At 64.1% G+C, this 16,045-nt stretch carries 13 protein-coding genes; 7 read left to right on the top strand and 6 right to left on the bottom strand.

Annotation, left to right across the window (positions count from 1 at the left end; all coding sequences use genetic code 11):
* Positions 1-167 precede the first annotated feature (167 nt).
* The 6 genes from PMN64_RS24115 to PMN64_RS24090 form a co-directional block, all read right to left on the bottom strand.
* Positions 168-941, bottom strand: coding sequence for an SDR family NAD(P)-dependent oxidoreductase (locus tag PMN64_RS24115; protein WP_411782422.1), 774 nt, complete (start codon positions 939-941; stop codon positions 168-170).
* A gap of 128 nt (positions 942-1,069) precedes the next feature.
* Positions 1,070-2,215 (bottom strand): pimeloyl-CoA dehydrogenase small subunit, encoded by a 1,146-nt coding sequence (pimD, locus tag PMN64_RS24110; protein ID WP_411782421.1) that lies wholly within the window; start codon positions 2,213-2,215, stop codon positions 1,070-1,072.
* 187 nt (positions 2,216-2,402) lie between these two features.
* Positions 2,403-3,593, bottom strand: coding sequence for a pimeloyl-CoA dehydrogenase large subunit (gene pimC / locus PMN64_RS24105; protein WP_411782420.1), 1,191 nt, complete (start codon positions 3,591-3,593; stop codon positions 2,403-2,405).
* 167 nt (positions 3,594-3,760) lie between these two features.
* Positions 3,761-4,948 carry an acetyl-CoA C-acyltransferase gene (locus tag PMN64_RS24100; protein ID WP_411782419.1) on the bottom strand — a complete coding sequence of 396 codons (1,188 nt, stop codon included), beginning with the start codon at positions 4,946-4,948 and terminating at the stop codon, positions 3,761-3,763.
* Positions 4,945-6,663 carry a dicarboxylate--CoA ligase PimA gene (gene pimA / locus PMN64_RS24095; RefSeq protein WP_411782418.1) on the bottom strand — a complete coding sequence of 573 codons (1,719 nt, stop codon included), beginning with the start codon at positions 6,661-6,663 and terminating at the stop codon, positions 4,945-4,947. The genes PMN64_RS24100 and pimA overlap by 4 nt, the downstream gene beginning before the upstream one ends.
* A 120-nt stretch (positions 6,664-6,783) precedes the next feature.
* Complete coding sequence (locus PMN64_RS24090; RefSeq protein ID WP_411782417.1) at positions 6,784-8,880, bottom strand: 3-hydroxyacyl-CoA dehydrogenase NAD-binding domain-containing protein; 2,097 nt, start codon at positions 8,878-8,880, stop codon at positions 6,784-6,786.
* A gap of 180 nt (positions 8,881-9,060) precedes the next feature.
* Here PMN64_RS24090 and PMN64_RS24085 point away from each other — a divergent pair, with 180 nt between their 5' ends.
* The 7 genes from PMN64_RS24085 (at position 9,061) to PMN64_RS24055 (ending at position 16,030) form a co-directional block, all read left to right on the top strand.
* Positions 9,061-9,927: an IclR family transcriptional regulator gene (locus PMN64_RS24085; protein ID WP_157342284.1), complete on the top strand. Its 867-nt coding sequence runs from the start codon at positions 9,061-9,063 to the stop codon at positions 9,925-9,927.
* A gap of 69 nt (positions 9,928-9,996) precedes the next feature.
* Positions 9,997-10,794, top strand: coding sequence for an ABC transporter ATP-binding protein (locus PMN64_RS24080; protein WP_016847575.1), 798 nt, complete (start codon positions 9,997-9,999; stop codon positions 10,792-10,794).
* Positions 10,791-11,504: an ABC transporter ATP-binding protein gene (locus tag PMN64_RS24075; RefSeq protein WP_028339070.1), complete on the top strand. Its 714-nt coding sequence runs from the start codon at positions 10,791-10,793 to the stop codon at positions 11,502-11,504. The genes PMN64_RS24080 and PMN64_RS24075 overlap by 4 nt, the downstream gene beginning before the upstream one ends.
* A gap of 13 nt (positions 11,505-11,517) precedes the next feature.
* Positions 11,518-12,396 carry a branched-chain amino acid ABC transporter permease gene (locus PMN64_RS24070; protein WP_028339071.1) on the top strand — a complete coding sequence of 293 codons (879 nt, stop codon included), beginning with the start codon at positions 11,518-11,520 and terminating at the stop codon, positions 12,394-12,396.
* Positions 12,397-12,398: 2 nt separating this feature from the next.
* Positions 12,399-13,421, top strand: coding sequence for a branched-chain amino acid ABC transporter permease (locus PMN64_RS24065; protein WP_028339072.1), 1,023 nt, complete (start codon positions 12,399-12,401; stop codon positions 13,419-13,421).
* Between the two features lie 29 nt (positions 13,422-13,450).
* Positions 13,451-14,680, top strand: coding sequence for an ABC transporter substrate-binding protein (locus tag PMN64_RS24060; protein ID WP_411782416.1), 1,230 nt, complete (start codon positions 13,451-13,453; stop codon positions 14,678-14,680).
* A 123-nt stretch (positions 14,681-14,803) separates the two neighbouring features.
* Positions 14,804-16,030, top strand: coding sequence for an ABC transporter substrate-binding protein (locus PMN64_RS24055; protein WP_411782415.1), 1,227 nt, complete (start codon positions 14,804-14,806; stop codon positions 16,028-16,030).
* Positions 16,031-16,045 lie beyond the last annotated feature (15 nt).

Genomic DNA, 16,045 nt, shown 5'->3' with positions numbered 1-16,045 from the left:
ACGCGCCGCAAGCGGCGCTCCTCACCATGAGGGTCTACTATTGTGCCGCAAAACAAGACCTCATCCTGAGGAGCCCGTCGAAGGCGGGCGTCTCGAAGGATGGCCACGAGGGCACCGCCACGAAATGCGATAGCCCTGCGCTTGCGGGAGAGGCGAAGGAACGGCCCTTACGTCGCCGCCGTCGTGACGCCGCCGTCGACCACGATGGTCTGGCCGGTCATGAAGGTCGAGGCGTCGGAAGCGAGATAGGCAACGGCGCCTGCGATCTCGTCGGGCTCGCCGATGCGGCGGAGCGGCGTCGATGCGGTGCGGCGCTTCAGATTGTCCGGGTCCTCCCACAGCGCGCGGGCGAAATCGGTCTTCACCAGGCCGGGCGCCACGCAATTGACGCGCACGCCCTTCGGCCCCCACTCGCCGGCAAGGCTACGGCACAGCGCGAAGTCGGCCGCCTTGGAGATGCCGTAGGCGCCGATCACGGTCGAGCCGCGCAGGCCGCCGATCGAGGAGATGATCACGACCGAGCCTTTGCCGCGCTCGGCCATCTGCGGGATGGTCTGCGAGCAGAGCCAGATGTTGCTCTTGACGTTGGCGCCCATGATCTTGTCGAACGCCTCGTCCGTGATGTCGAGCAGCGGGCCGTAATACGGATTCACCGCCGCGTTGCAGACCAGGATGTCGATCTTGCCGTAATGCTTGATCGTGCCCGAGACCAGCGCCTCGACCTCGTTGCGGCGTGAGATGTTGCAGGGGATGACGAGCGCATCGCCGCCCGCCTTCTTGATGCCGTCGGCGACTTCCTGGCAGGCGTCCGTCTTGCGCGAGGAGATCACGACCTTGGCGCCGAGTTTGGCCAGAAGCTCGGCCGAGGAGCGGCCGATGCCGCGGCTCGAGCCGGTGATGACAGCGACCTGGCCGGTGAGATCGAACGGGGTGTTTTTCATTGTTGTTGTTTCCCTGTTGTTGACGCGTCATTCCGGGATGCGCCGCAAGGCGCAGACCCGGAATCCAGAAGTTGTGGTGTGAGATTCCGGGTTCTCGCTTCGCGAGCCCCGGAATGACGCCTGTGTGGTTAAGCCAGCAGCCCGCCGCCCTCGCTGACGCGACGGAGGTGATAGTCGGTGTCGCCGAGGGTGTTCTCGATCATGGTCAGCCGCTTGAAGTAGTGGCCGATCTTGGCTTCCATGGTCATGCCGATGCCGCCATGAAGCTGGATCGACTGCTGGCCGACGAACTTCAAGGACTTGCCGACCTGCACCTTGGCGGCGGCGACCGCGGACGAACGCTCCTTGGCATCGCTGAAATCCGACGCCATGGTGGCGAACATCGACATGCTGCGGGCCTGCTCCAGCGCCACGAACATGTCGGCGGCACGGTGCTGCAGGCTCTGGAACGAGCCGATCGCAACGCCGAACTGCTTGCGGGTCTTGATGTACTCGACCGTCTCTTTCAGCGACTCGTCCATCGCGCCGACCGCTTCCGCGCACAGGGCAATGCGGGCTTCGTCGGCGACGCGCTCGATCAGGGGCAGGCCGTTCTCGGGATCGCCGATCGCAGCGGCAGCGCCAACCTCGACATTGGTGAAGGTGATGTCGGCCGCATGCAGGCCGTCCTGGGTGGGATAGCCCTTCCTGGTGACGCCCTTGGCATCCGCCGGAACCAGGAACACGCCGATGCCGGTCTTGTCGCGCTGGCCGCCCTTGGTGCGCGCGGTCACGATCAGCGTGTCGGCGTTCTCGCCGTTGAGCACGACGAACTTCTCGCCGTCGATCACCCAACCGGCGCCCTTCTTCTTGGCCGTGGTCACGACGTCGAAGAGATCGTAGCGCGAGTTCTTCTCGAGCTGGGCAAAGCCGAAGGTCCTGCTGCCGTCGATAATGCCGGGAATGTACTTGGCCTTCTGCTCGGCCGAGCCGCCATGGCGCAGGAAACCGCCGGCGACCACGACGGTGGCGAGATAAGGCTCGACCACCAGCGCCTTGCCGAGCGCTTCCATCACGATCATGGTCTCGACCGCGCCGGCGCCGAAGCCGCCATCGGTCTCCGCGAAGGGCAGACCAAGCAGGCCCTGCTCGGCGAGCTTGCCCCAGAGCGCTTTGCTCCAGCCGCCCTTCTCCTTCATGTACTTCTTGCGCGTATCGAAGTCGTAGGCATCCGCCAGCAACCCGTCGACGCTCTCCTTGAGAAGCCGCTGCTCCTCGGACAGATCAAAATCCATGTTCGTTCCCTTAACTAACTGATCGTTGTTCAAACCGGGGCCCTCTTCACCTCGCCCCGCTTGCGGGGAGAGGTCGGATCGCGAAGCGATCCGGGTGAGGGGGTACAGGTCTCTCGGCAGTCGTTGCTCGGAGAGATGCCCCTCACCCCAACCCTCTCCCCGCAAGCGCGGGGAGAGGGAGAGGAAACTACAGCCCCAGCACGGCCTTGCTGATGATGTTGCGCTGGATCTCGTTGGAGCCGCCGTAGATCGAAACCTTGCGGTTGTTGAAGTAGCTCGGCGCGATCTGCGCGGTCCAATCCATGCTCTCGTTGGAGCCGGCATCGCCGTGCTCGTCGTAGGGTGCGGCGAACGGACCGATGATCTCCATCAGCAGCTCGGTGGTGGTCTGCTGGATCTCCGAGCCCTTGATCTTGAGCACCGAGGACGCCGGATTGGGCTTGCCCTTGCCGTGCTTGCCCTCGTCGGCGACGACGCGGAGCTGGGTCAGCTCGAGCGCCTTGAGCTCGATCTCGCAGGCCGTGAGCTTCTCGCGGAACGCCGGATCCTCGATGACAGGACGGCCGCCGGCCTCGACCTTGGAGGCCAGCGCGCGGATGCGGCGCAGCCGCTCCTTCGAAACGCCGACCCGGGCGATGCCGGTGCGCTCATTGCCGAGCAGGAATTTGGCGTAATCCCAGCCCTTGTTCTCCTCGCCGATCAGGTTCTCGTAGGGCACCTCGACGTCGTCGAAGAACACCTCGTTGACCTCGTGGCCGCCGTCGATGGTCTGGATCGGGCGCACGGTGACGCCCTTCGACTTCATGCTGAATACGATGAAGGAGATGCCCATCTGCTTCTTCGCGGCCGGATCGGTGCGGCAGAGGCAGAAGATCATGTCGGCGTGCTGGGCGAGCGTGGTCCAGGTCTTCTGGCCGTTGATGATCCACTTGTCGCCACGGCGCTCGGCCTTGGTCTTCAGCGACGCGAGGTCCGAACCCGAGCCCGGCTCCGAGAAGCCCTGGCACCACCAGTCGTCGACATTGGCAATCCGCGGCAGATATTCCTTCTTCTGCTTCTCGTTGCCGAAGGTGTAGATGACCGGGCCGACCATGCTGACGCCGAAGGCGAGCGGCTGCGGCGCGGGATAGGACTGCAACTCCTCGTTGAAGATGTAGTGCTGCACGGTGCTCCAGCCGGTGCCGCCATATTCCTTCGGCCAGTGGGTGACGCCCCAGCCCTTCTTGTTGAGGATGCGCCACCAGGTGACCATCTCGTCCTTCAACAGATGGCGGCCTTCCTGCAGCTTGCGCCGGGTCTCCGGCGGCACGTTGTTCTTGAAGAACTCCCGCACCTCCTCGCGAAACGCTATCTCTTCCTTGGTGAAAGCGAGATCCATCGGATCCTCCTTTTGAGCGAAACCTAACGTCTTGTTTCGTTTTCGTCCTGGCGAAAGCCAGGACCCATTACCACCGGCCTTCGTTGTCCTGCGAAGGCGACTGCCGTCCGTGCCCCTTACCCCGGCCGCGGGGTATGGGTCCTGGCTTTCGCCAGGACGACGGTGAATTACTGCAACACCTCGAACAGGCCGGCCGCGCCCATGCCGCCACCGACGCACATGGTGACCACGGCGTATTTGGCCTTGCGGCGGCGGCCCTCGATCAGCGCGTGGCCGGTGAGCCGCGCACCCGACATGCCGTAGGGATGGCCGACCGAAATCGCGCCGCCATTGACGTTGATCTTCTCCGGATCGATGCCGAGCTTGTCGCGGCAATAGAGCACCTGCACCGCAAACGCTTCGTTGAGCTCCCAGAGATCGATGTCGTCGACCTTGAGGCCGTGGCGCTTCAGCAGCCGCGGCACCGCGAACACCGGGCCGATGCCCATCTCGTCCGGCTCGCAGCCGGCGGAGACGAAGCCGCGGAAGATGCCGAGCGGCGTCAGGCCGCGCTTGGCGGCTTCCTTGTCGCTCATGATCACGGAGGCGCTGGCGCCGTCCGAAAGCTGGCTGGCGTTGCCGGCGGTGATGGTGAAGCCCTCGCCGCGCACCGGCTTGAGGCTGGCAAGCCCTTCGGCCGTGGTCTCGGGCCGCGGACCTTCGTCCTGCGACAGCGTCACCTCCTTCATCGTGACGGCACCGGTCGCCTTGTCGGTGACCGCCATCATGGTGGTGATCGGCGCGAGCTCTTCCTTGAACTTGCCGCCCTGCTGCGCGGCGGCGGTGCGGCGCTGGCTTTCGAGCCCATACTCGTCCTGCTTCTCACGCGAGATGTTGTAACGCTTGGCGACGATCTCGGCGGTGTCGATCATCGGCATGTAGACCTCGCCCTTGATCTTGAGCAGCGCCGGATCCTGGGCGTGGAAGGAATTCATCTTGTCGTTCTGCACCAGCGAGATCGACTCGCCGCCGCCGCCGACCGCGATCTCGACGCCGTCGAAGATCACCGAGCGCGCGGCAAGCGCAATCGCCTGCAGGCCGGAGGCGCACTGGCGGTCGATCGTGGTGCCGGCAACGCTCACCGGCAGCCCGGCGCGGAGCAGCGCCTTGCGCGCGATGTTGCCGCCGGTCGCGCCCTGCTGCATCGCCGCGCCCATCACCACGTCCTCGATCTCCTTCGGATCGACCTTGGCGCGCGCCACCGCTTCGCCGATCGCGTGCCCGAGCAAGGTCGCGCCTTCGGTGACGTTGAGCGCGCCGCGATAGGCCTTGCCGATCGGCGTGCGGGCGGTGGAGACGATAACGGCGTCGGTCATGAGCGGGATCCTGATGCAGTCTGCTGTTGCGTGGATTGAGATGTCTTGGTTTGAGCAGTCTTGGTTTGAGAAGGCCTGGGCTGCTGCTGGCGCAATTCGTGACGCGACAGCTTTCCAACCGGGGTGCGCGGCAGCTCGTCGACGAACTCGAGCGCTGCCGGCAGTTCATGCTTGCCGACCTTGCCGGTGAGGAACGCGCGCAGCTCGTCGATCGAGAACGCCGGCTGCCCGTCGCGCAGCTTGATGAAGGCTTTTGCGGCTTCACCGAGGTAATCGTCGGGAATCCCGATCACGATCACCTCCTGCACGGCGGGATGGGTGTAGATCGCCTGCTCGATCATCTGCGGATAGACGTTGAAGCCGCCGGAGATGATCATGTCCTTCTTGCGGTCGACCAGATAGAAATAGCCGTCGGCATCCATGTAGCCGATGTCGCCAGTGAGGAAGCGGTCGCCGACGAAAGCCTCCGCGGTCTCCGCCGGCCTGTTCCAGTAGCCCTTGGTGACGTTCGGGCCGCGGATGCGGATTTCACCGACCTCGCCGACCGGCATCACCCTGGTGGGATCCTCCAGCGACACCACGTCCATCTCGATGCCGGGCAGCATCAAGCCGATCGAGCCCGGTTTCTCCGGCCCCTCCTTGGGATGGCCGGTACCGGGCGAGCAAGTCTCGGTCATGCCCCAGCCGCTCTTCAGCTTCATCCCGACGCGGCGCTCGAAGATCTTCGCGACCTCCACCGGCAGCGGCGCGCCGCCGGAGCCGGCGACCACCAGCGAAGAAAGATCGCGCTTGTCGAGATCGGGCAGCGAAGCGATCGCGATCCACATCGTCGGCACGCCGGGAAAAACCGTCGCGCGCTTGACCTCGATGTCGCGCATGACGGCCTCGACGTCGAAGCGCTGGTGTAGCGAGATCAGATGGCCGCGCCGGATCGCCGACAGCAGCACGACGGTCAGCGCGTAGATGTGAAACAGCGGCAGCACGCAGATCACGCGCTCGATCGCGTTGCGTTCGAGCCGCCCGGGCTTGCCCCAGACGTCGTAGATCGTCACCGCCGCGGTCAGATTGCCATGGCTGAGCATGGCGCCCTTGGGCAGGCCGGTGGTGCCGCCGGTATATTGCAGCAGCGCGACGTCCTCTACGTCGACCGCCGGCCATTGCGATGGCCTGGTCGCGCCGTCGATAAACTGGCGATGCGTGATCACAGCAGGATTGTCGGGCAGCGCGGTTTGCGGCGTGCCGACCTTGCCCCAATTGTCGTCCTCGCAGACGATCAGACGGTCGAGCAGACCCTTGGCGAGGAATTTCAGCGCGGTCGGCAACAGCGCCGACAAATTGCTGGTGACCAGCACCCGCGCGCCGGAATCGGAGAGCTTGTGCGACAGCGCGATCTCGCCGTCGAGCGGCGACAGATGCACGACGCGGGCGCCGGCTTTTAGCGCGCCGAAGAAATTGATCGGATGGTCAGGCGAATTGCCGAGGAACAGCGCGACCGACGTGCCCTTGCCGTAGCCGGCCCGCATGAAGGCCGCAGCGGCGGTCTCGACCAAGGCCTCCAGCTCGGCGTAGCTGATCGGCCGGTCGCGGAATTCGAGCACCGGGCGCGCGCCGAATTCGGCGGCGGCGCTCGAGAGCAGGTCCGGCAGCGTGCCGCGCGTGATCTCGTCGCTCCACTGCACGCCGTTGGGATAATATTGTTCGCCGGGATAGGTCATGGAAACCAGACTCTGGAAACTGTCATTCCGGGGCACGCGCAGCGTGAACCCGGAATCTCGAGATTCCGGGTCTGCGCCTTACGGCGCATCCCGGAATGACACGTGGTTACAGTCGGCCAATCACGCCGCCTTCGACGGCGCGGCGAGCGAGGCGAAGGTCCTGCCCTCGTCGGCGAGCTTCTTGAGCAGCGGCGCCGGCTCGAGCGAGGGATCGTTGGTCTCCTTGGCGTAGAAGGCCAGGCGATCGGCGATGTGCTTGAGGCCGACGGTGTCGGCCCAGAACATCGGACCGCCGCGATAGATCGGCCAGCCATAGCCATAGAGCCAGACCACGTCGATATCCGACGGACGCGCCGCGATGCCCTCGGCGAGGATCTTCGCGCCTTCGTTGATCATCGGGTACATCATGCGCTCGAGGATCTCGTCGTCGCTGACGACGCGCTTCTTGCGGCCGAGGCGCGCCAGCGTCTCGTCGATCAGCTTCTCGACCTCCGGATCGGGCAGCGCCGCGCGCGAGCCCTGCTCATACTTGTAGTAGCCCTTGCCGGTCTTCTGGCCGAAGCGGCCGGCTTCGCAGAGCGCGTCGGCGATCTCCGACTTGATGCCGCGGTCCTTGCGCGAGCGCCAGCCGATATCGAGACCGGCGAGATCGCCCATCGCGAACGGGCCCATCGGCATGCCGAACTTCGTCACTACGGCGTCGACCTGCTGCGGCAGGGCGCCTTCGAACAACAGCTTCTCGGACTGCTTGCCGCGCTGCGCCAGCATGCGGTTGCCGACGAAGCCGTCGCAGACGCCGACCACGGCCGGCACCTTGGCGATCTTGCGGGCGATCGAGACGGCGGTGACCAGCGCGTCCGGCGCGGTCTTGTCGGCGCGCACGATCTCGCACAGCTTCATGACGTTGGCCGGCGAGAAGAAGTGCATGCCGAGCACGTCCTGCGGACGCTTGGTCGACTGCGCGATCTCGTCGATGTTGAGATAGGAGGTGTTGGAGGCCAGCACCGCGCCCGGCTTGGCGTACTGATCGAGCTTGCCGAACACTTCCTTCTTGACCGCCATGGTCTCGAACACCGCCTCGATCACGAGATCGGCGTCGCCGACGTTCTCGATGCCGACGACACCGTTGATCAGCGCCATGCGCTTGGCGGGCGCGTCCGCCGGGATGCCACCGCGCGCGGCGGTCGCCTCGTAGTTCTTCTGCATGATGCCCATGCCGCGCTTGAGCTGCTCCTCGCCGGTCTCGATCAAGGTGACCGGGATACCGGCATTGGCGAACGACATCGCGATGCCGCCGCCCATGGTGCCGGCGCCGAGGATGGCGACGCGCGCCACGTTGCGGCCCTTGGTGCCCTCGGGGACACCGGAGATCTTGGCGGCTTCGCGCTCGGCGAAGAACGCGTAGCGCTGTGCCTTGGACTGGTCGCCGTTCATCAGCTTGAGGAAGCCCTCGCGCTCCTTCTTCAGGCCCTCATCGAACGGCAGGTCGATCGCGGCGCCGACGGCGTCGGCCGCGGCAAACGGCGCCTCGAGGCCGCGCGACTTCTTGGTCAGCGCAGCGACCGCATTGGTGAAGATCGAACGATCGGCCTTGGCCGCGGCGAGCTTGCTGTCATCGTCGCGCAGCTTGCGCAGCGGACGCTTCTCGGCGACCACCTTGCGCGCAAATGCCTCACCGCCCGAGGCCGGTCCCTCGACGATCTCCTCGATCAGGCCGGCCTTCAGCGCCGCGTCCGCACCGATCGGATCGCCGCCGACGATCATCTTGACCGCGAGTTCGGGACCGACCGCGCGCGGCAGGCGCTGGGTGCCGCCGGCGCCCGGCAGCAGGCCGAGCTTCACCTCGGGCAGACCGAGCTTGGCGTCCTTGGTGGCGACACGATAGTGGCAGGCCAGCGCGACCTCGAGACCGCCGCCGAGCGCGGTGCCGTGGATCGCGGCAACGATCGGCTTCGGCGAACTCTCCATCAGGCTCAGCACTTCGGCGAGCCCGGGTGGCTTCGGCGGCTTGCCGAATTCGGTGATGTCGGCGCCGGCGATGAAGGTGCGGCCGGCGCAGGTCAGCACGATGCCCTGAACCTGCGCATCATCGATCGCGCTCTTGATGCACTCGAAAATGCCGCCGCGCACCGCGGCGCTCAGCGCATTCACGGGCGGACTGTTAACCGTGACGACGGCAATATTGTCATGACGTTCGAGCTTGACGACTTCACTCACCGGGACTCTCCCTGGATGTTTGTTCTTGAACTTGTGTTGAGTAGCTGCACGACTTGCGTCGAGCCGCTACGATTAGACCAATTTCGCACTGCGAAATTTAATTCCACATCTTGACATGGAGGGTTATTTTGAAGCACGTGCCTTGTCAACGAGCATGACAAGGGCAGGGCAAGGATAGGGATGAAGCGCGCTAGCAAGAAAGCAGCGACCGATCGCAATTTCGTCGTCGCGCTTTCCCGCGGACTGGACGTCCTGCGCGCATTCCAACCCAATGACGGGCTGCTCGGCAATCAGGAGATTGCCGCCCGCACCAAGTTACCGAAGCCAACCATTTCCCGGCTGACCTACACGCTCACCAAGCTGGGATACCTTACACCTGTACCGAAGTTCGAGAAGTACCAGCTCGCGCCGTCGGCGATGGCACTCGGCTACGCCGCGCTCGCCAATCTCGGCGTTCGGCATTTGTCCGAGCCCTATCGAGAAGAAGTGATGCGCGCGACCGGCGGCGCAGTCGCCGTCGGCGGTCGCGACCGCCACAGCATGATCTATTTCGGCCAGAGCCGGAACGGCCTGGCGCTCGGCGTACAACTCGACGTCGGCTCGCGGGTGCCGATCGCAACCACAGCGATGGGACGTGCCTATATTTGGGCATTGCCGCCCGACGAGCGTACGGCTTTACTGCGCGAGCTGCGCGATCACTACGGCAGCCGCTGGGCCAAGATGCGCGACGGCATCGAGCGCTCCGGCGAGACGGTCGCGAAGCACGGCTTCACGATGTCCGCAGGCGACTGGCAGAACGACGTCGCCGCGGTCGGCGTCGCATTGAGATTGAACGACGGAACCGGTCCTTACGCCTTCAATTGCGGCGCGCCGGCATTCCGCTTCACGGAAGACAGATTGCTCAACGACATTGGACCTCGTCTTGTGGCGATGGTAAGGAACATCGAGCAGGCGCTCGGTGGAATGGCGCCGCAATCCAAAAAAGAAGAACGCAAAAAGACCAGAGTAGGAGGGAAAGTTGCACGTTTGGCCGAGGGGATCAGATAGCCTCCATCACGTCCAGCGAAACGCATCGCAGGGCCGCTCGCACCGCTCGAAGACGGCGGGCGAGACGAGATGACGCAGGCACAACTCGCGCAGGGGAATGATCCCCTGCTCGCGGTTCGCGACGTCAGCGTCGTGTTCGGCGGCATCATCGCACTGAACGGCGTGTCGTTCGACATGCGCCACGGACAGATCCTCGGACTGATCGGGCCGAACGGCGCCGGCAAGACGACGCTGTTCAATTGCCTGTCGCGGCTCTATCAGCCGTCGTCCGGCGACATCCTGATGGAAGGCAAGAGCATCCTGTCGCGCCCGCCGCACCGGATCGCCGAGATCGGCATCGGCCGCACCTTCCAGAACGTCGCGCTGTTTCCCAACCTGTCCGTGATCGACAATGTGCGCGTCGGCGCGCATGCGCGCACCTCGAGCGACATCGTCAGCGACTCGCTGCGCCTCGCCTGGGTCCGCCGCGGCGAGACCGACATGAACAAGAAGGTGCACGACATCCTCGGCTATCTCGATCTCGAGGACGTCGCCCACACCGTGGTCTCGGGACTTCCGTTCGGCACCCAGAAGCGCGTCGAACTGGCGCGCGCCTTGGCCGCGGACCCGAAGATCCTGCTGCTCGACGAGCCGGCCGGCGGCCTCAATCACGAGGAAGTCTATGTGCTCGGCGACCTGATCCGCAAAATCCGCGACGACCGCAAGATCACCGTGCTGCTGGTCGAGCATCACATGGGTCTCGTGATGTCGATCGCCGACCATGTCGTCGCGCTCAATTTCGGCCGCAAGCTTGCCGAAGGCACGCCGGCCCAGGTCCAGGCCGACCCTGATGTCATCAAGGCCTATCTGGGGAGCAAGGACCAATGACCACGATGCTCAACGTCAAGGACCTGCGCGCCTATTACGGCCAGGTTCAGGCCCTGCACGGCCTCTCCTTTTCGCTCAACGAGGGCTCGCTGACCACCCTGCTCGGAGCCAACGGCGCCGGCAAGACCACCACGCTGCGGGCGATCTGCAACATGGTGCGGTCGACCGGTGCGATCGAGTTCGAGGGCAAGCCGATCGGCACGCGCTCGACCGAAAACGTAGTCCGCCTCGGCATCGCCCATGTGCCGCAGGGCCGCGGCACCTTCACCAACATGACGGTGGAGGAAAACCTGCAGCTCGGCGCCATCAGCCGCCCGGACAAGAAGGCGATCGGCTCCGACATCGAGCGGATGTACGAGCATTTCCCGGTGCTGAAGCAGCGCTACACCCAGCAGGCCGGCACGCTCTCCGGCGGCGAGCAGCAGATGCTCGCGGTGGCGCGCGCGCTAATGCTGCGGCCGCGCCTGATGCTGCTCGACGAGCCATCATTCGGCCTCGCGCCGCTGATCGTGCGCGACCTGTTCCGCATCCTCGGCAAGATCAATCGCGAGGAAAAGGTGACCATCCTGGTGGTCGAGCAGAATGCGCAGCTGGCGCTCGAGCTCGCCGACCAGGCCTATGTGATCGAAACCGGACGGATCGTGATGTCGGGCAATGCCAAGGACATCGCGAACAACGAAGACGTCCGCAAATCCTATCTCGGCTACTGAGGGAGCTGGCACAATGGAGCTTTTTGCCAACCAGGTCCTGGCCGGCATCGCCACGGGCGCGATCTATGCCTGCATGGCGCTCGCGGTCGTGATGATCTACCAGGCTATCGACCATCTGAATTTCGCCCAGGGCGAAATGGCGATGTTCTCGACCTTCGTGTCCTGGCAGCTGATGCAATGGGGCGTGCCGTATTGGGGCGCCTTCGTGCTCACCGTCGCCTTTTCGTTCGCCGCCGGCATCGTCATCGAACGGCTGCTGTTCAAGCCGCTGGCCAAGGCGCCGATCCTGACCAACGTCGCCGGCTTCATCGCGCTCTACGCGATCATCAACTCGGTCGCCGGCCTGATCTGGGACTTCACCATCAAGCAGTATCCGACGCCGTTCGGCTCCTCGCCGTTCCTCGGCAGCCAGCTGATCTCGACCCACCAGGCCGGCATGATCGGCATCACCCTGTTGATGCTGCTCCTGCTGTTCTTCTTCTTCCGCTTCACCCGGGTGGGTTTGGCGATGCGCGCGGCAGCCTCGCTGCCGGAATCGGCGCGCCTCGTCGGCATCAACACCTCCTGGATGATCGCGCTGGGCTGGGGCATGGCCGCCTCGATCGGCTCGATCGCCGGCATGATGATCGCACCTGTGGTGTTCCTCGAGCCTAACATGATGCTCGGCGTGCTGATCTATGGATTTGCCGCAGCCGTGCTCGGCGGCCTGTCGAGCCCGTTCGGCGCCGTCATGGGCGGCTTCCTGGTCGGCGTCTTCGAGAACCTCGTCGGCACCTACATCCCCGGCGTCGGCAATGAGCTGAAACTTCCGATCGCGCTTGCGCTGATCATCGTCGTCCTGGTCGTCAAACCGGCAGGCCTGTTCGGCCGCGCCATCGTGAAGCGAGTTTGATCATGAGCGCCGCTGAAGAAGTCGAAGTCGTCACCGAAGGCCAGGCCGTCGAGGCCGTTCCCAAGCGCGCCATGACGCTTGGCTACGGCACCTCGCTCGTCGTGCTCGCCGCGCTGATCCTGATCCCGCTGTTCGTCAAGAACTTCATCATCTTCCAGATGACGATGCTTCTGATCTACGGCATCGCGGTGCTGGCGCTCAACATCCTGACCGGTGGCTCCGGCCAGTTCTCGCTCGGTCAGAGCGCGTTCTACGCCGTCGGCGCCTATACCTCGGCGATCCTGATGGAGCATGCGGGCATGAACTATGCCCTCACGCTGCCGATCGCCGGCATCATCTGCTTCGGCTTCGGCTTCCTGTTCGGCCAGCCGGCGCTGCGGCTTTCCGGCGTCTATCTGGCGCTCGCGACCTTCGCGCTAGCAACCGCGATGCCGCAGCTTCTGAAGCTGGGCTATTTCGAGCACTGGACCGGCGGCGTGCAGGGTCTCGTGGTCACCAAGCCGGATGCGCCGTTCGGCCTGCCGATGGGGCAGGACATGTGGCTGTATTACTTCACGCTGGTGGTCACGATCGCGATCTATATCGCTTCGGTGAACCTGCTGCGCTCGCGCTCGGGCCGCGCCTTCATGGCGATCCGCGACAACGAGATCGCGGCCTCCGCGATGGGCGTCGACGTCGCGCTGTACAAGACGCTGGCGTTCGGCGTCTCGGCCGGCATCACCGGCGTCGCCGGCGGTCTCGGCGCCATCGCGGTGCAGTTCGTGGCTCCCGACGGCTACACCATCCAGCTCGCGATCTCGCTGTTCCTCGGCATGGTGGTCGGCGGCGTCGGCTGGCTGCCGGGCTCGATCGTCGGCTCCGCCTTCATCATCTTCGTGCCCAACATCGCCGAGGGTATTTCGAAGGGCCTTTCGGGCGCGGTGTTCGGCGTGCTGCTGTTCCTCGTCATCTTCCTCGTGCCTCACGGCGCCAGGCAGGTTGCGATCGTTGCCCAGCAACTGGCCGCAAAGTTCAAGAAAAACTGACAGCCTATAGAAGCAAACCAGGAGATATTATGCTTTCTACCGTTCGGATCGCCGCGATTTCCGCGGCGATCGTCGCTGTTGCCGCGACGTCCACTGCCGCATTCGCCCAAAAGAAATACGACACCGGCGCAAGCGATACCGAGATCAAGGTCGGCAACATCATCCCCTATTCGGGACCAGCCTCCGCCTACGGCGTGATCGGCAAGACCGAAGAAGCCTACTTCAAGATGATCAACGATCGCGGCGGCATCAACGGCCGCAAGGTCAATTTCGTCAGCTATGACGACGCCTATTCGCCGCCGAAGGCGGTCGAGCAGGTGCGCAAGCTGGTCGAGAGCGACGAGGTGTTGCTCGTCTTCAACCCGCTCGGCACCCCGTCCAACACCGCGATCCAGAAATACCTGAATTCCAAGAAGATCCCGCAGCTGTTCGTCGCGACCGGCGCCACCAAGTGGAACGACCCGAAGAACTTCCCGTGGACCATGGGCTGGCAGCCGAGCTACCAGAGCGAAGCGCAGATCTACGCCAAGTGGCTGATGAAGGAGAAGCCCGACGCCAAGATCGCGATCCTCTATCAGAACGACGATTTCGGCAAAGACTACCTCAAGGGCACCAAGGACGGCTTTGGCGCCAAGGCGGCCTCCAGCATCATCATGGAGGAGAGCTATGAGATTTCGGAGCCGTCGATCGACGGCCATATCGTCAAGATCAAGGCCGCCAATCCCGACGTGCTGCTGATCTACACCACGCCGAAGTTCGGCGCGCAGACCATCAAGAAGACCGCCGAACTCGGCTGGAAGCCGTTGCAGATCATCACCAACGTGTCGGCCTCGGTCGGCAGCGTGATGCAGCCGGCCGGCTTCGACAACGCGCAAGGCGTGTTGTCGGCCGCCTACGCCAAGGACGGTGCCGACACACAGTGGAACAACGACCCCGGCATGAAGAAGTGGGCCGAGTTTCTCGACAAGTACATGCCGGGCGCCGACAAGACCGATGGCGGCTATGTGTACGGCTATGGCGCCGCACAGACGCTCGCCAAGGTGCTCGAAATGTGCGGCGACGATCTCACCCGCGCCAACGTCATGAAGCAGGCGGCGAGCCTGAAGGACTTTACGCCCGACACCCTGCTGCCCGGTGTCAAGATCAATACCTCGGCCACCGACTTCGCCCCGATCGCCCAGCTGCAGATGCAGCGCTTCAAGGGTCAGAAGTGGGAACTGTTCGGTGAGATCATTTCCGGCGACGTCCCCTCCCAGTGACGTGACGTTGCACTGCGGGAATAAAACAACAGCCTCCGCGATATCCGTCGCGGGGGCTTTTTGTTGACGCCCCGCGCCGATGGTATTGAATACTCCAAACAAAGAACCCGAGGTGGGGAAACCATGACTGCCGCACGTCCGTCCCTGACGGCGCTGGTGTCCGCATTCGCTCTGATCCTGACGAGCTGCAATGTCGCGCAGGCTCAGAAGAAATACGACACCGGGGCCAGCGACACCGAGATCAAGATCGGCAACACCATGCCCTACAGCGGTCCCGCGTCGGCCTATGGGGTGATCGGCAAGACCGAGGCGGCCTATTTCAGGATGATCAACGATGCCGGCGGCATCCACGGCCGCAAGATCAAATTCATCTCCTACGACGATGGCTACTCGCCGCCCAAGACGGTGGAGCAGGCACGCAAGCTGGTCGAGAACGACGAAGTGCTGCTGCTGTTCGGCTCGGTCGGCACCGCAAGCAACGCGGCGATCCGGAAATACATGAACGAGAAGCAGGTGCCGCAGCTCTTCATCGCTTCCGGCGCCTCGAAGTGGAACGACCCGAAAGATTATCCGTGGACCATGGGCTGGCAGCCGTCCTACCAGGACGAGGCGCGGGTCTACGCAAAATACATCATGAAGCACAAGCCCGACGCCAAGGTCGCCGTGCTCTACCAGAACGACGATTTCGGCAAGGACTACCTCAAGGGCTTGAAGGACGCCTTCGGCGACAAGGCATCGATGATCGTCGCCGAGGAGGCCTACGAGACATCCGAGCCCACGATCGACAGTCACATCGTCAAGCTGAAGGCCGCCGGTGCCGACACCTTCGTCAGCATCGCGACGCCGAAATTCGCGGCACAGGCGATCAAGAAGGCCGCCGAGATCGCGTGGACGCCGTTGCAGATCGTCGCCAATGTCTCGGCCTCCGTCGGCGGCGTGATGCAGCCGGCCGGCTTCGAGAATTCGCAGGGTATCCTGTCGGCGTCCTATCTCAAGGACGGCGCCGATCCGCAGTGGGCCAAGGATCCCGGCATGGAGAAATTCCTCGCCTTCCTCAAGAAGAATTATCCGGACGCCAACAAGCTCGACGGCGCCACCGCCTTCGGCTACGCCGCCGCGCAGACCATGGTGAAAGTGCTGGAGATGTGCGGTGACGACCTCACCCGCGCCAATGTCATGAAGCAGGCCGCGAGCCTGAAGGATTATGTCCCCGATACGCTGCTGCCGGGCATCAGCATCAACACGTCAGCCACCGACTTCGCGCCGATCAAGCAACTGCGCCTGATGCGGTTCAAGGGCGAAAAGTGGGAGCTGTTCGGGGACATCATTTCAAGCAATCTGAGCAACTGATCGTCACGCCGGTCT

This window comes from Bradyrhizobium sp. UFLA01-814, from assembly GCF_046718885.1.
GTDB lineage: Bacteria > Pseudomonadota > Alphaproteobacteria > Rhizobiales > Xanthobacteraceae > Bradyrhizobium > Bradyrhizobium elkanii.
Note: the sequence above shows the minus strand (reverse complement) of the source record. Positions and strands in the feature narration are given on the sequence as shown.

What these genes read in the sequence shown, in the direction of transcription:
- pimC (WP_411782420.1), bottom strand. Translation starts at nt 3,593, where the DNA reads ATGGATCTCGCTTTCACCAAGGAAGAGATAGCGTTTCGCGAGGAGGTG.
- PMN64_RS24060 (WP_411782416.1), top strand. Translation starts at nt 13,451, where the DNA reads ATGCTTTCTACCGTTCGGATCGCCGCGATTTCCGCGGCGATCGTCGCT.
- PMN64_RS24080 (WP_016847575.1), top strand. Translation starts at nt 9,997, where the DNA reads ATGACGCAGGCACAACTCGCGCAGGGGAATGATCCCCTGCTCGCGGTT.
- PMN64_RS24115 (WP_411782422.1), bottom strand. Translation starts at nt 941, where the DNA reads ATGAAAAACACCCCGTTCGATCTCACCGGCCAGGTCGCTGTCATCACC.
- PMN64_RS24085 (WP_157342284.1), top strand. Translation starts at nt 9,061, where the DNA reads ATGAAGCGCGCTAGCAAGAAAGCAGCGACCGATCGCAATTTCGTCGTC.
- PMN64_RS24075 (WP_028339070.1), top strand. Translation starts at nt 10,791, where the DNA reads ATGACCACGATGCTCAACGTCAAGGACCTGCGCGCCTATTACGGCCAG.
- pimA (WP_411782418.1), bottom strand. Translation starts at nt 6,663, where the DNA reads ATGACCTATCCCGGCGAACAATATTATCCCAACGGCGTGCAGTGGAGC.
- PMN64_RS24070 (WP_028339071.1), top strand. Translation starts at nt 11,518, where the DNA reads ATGGAGCTTTTTGCCAACCAGGTCCTGGCCGGCATCGCCACGGGCGCG.
- PMN64_RS24065 (WP_028339072.1), top strand. Translation starts at nt 12,399, where the DNA reads ATGAGCGCCGCTGAAGAAGTCGAAGTCGTCACCGAAGGCCAGGCCGTC.
- PMN64_RS24100 (WP_411782419.1), bottom strand. Translation starts at nt 4,948, where the DNA reads ATGACCGACGCCGTTATCGTCTCCACCGCCCGCACGCCGATCGGCAAG.
- PMN64_RS24055 (WP_411782415.1), top strand. Translation starts at nt 14,804, where the DNA reads ATGACTGCCGCACGTCCGTCCCTGACGGCGCTGGTGTCCGCATTCGCT.
- pimD (WP_411782421.1), bottom strand. Translation starts at nt 2,215, where the DNA reads ATGGATTTTGATCTGTCCGAGGAGCAGCGGCTTCTCAAGGAGAGCGTC.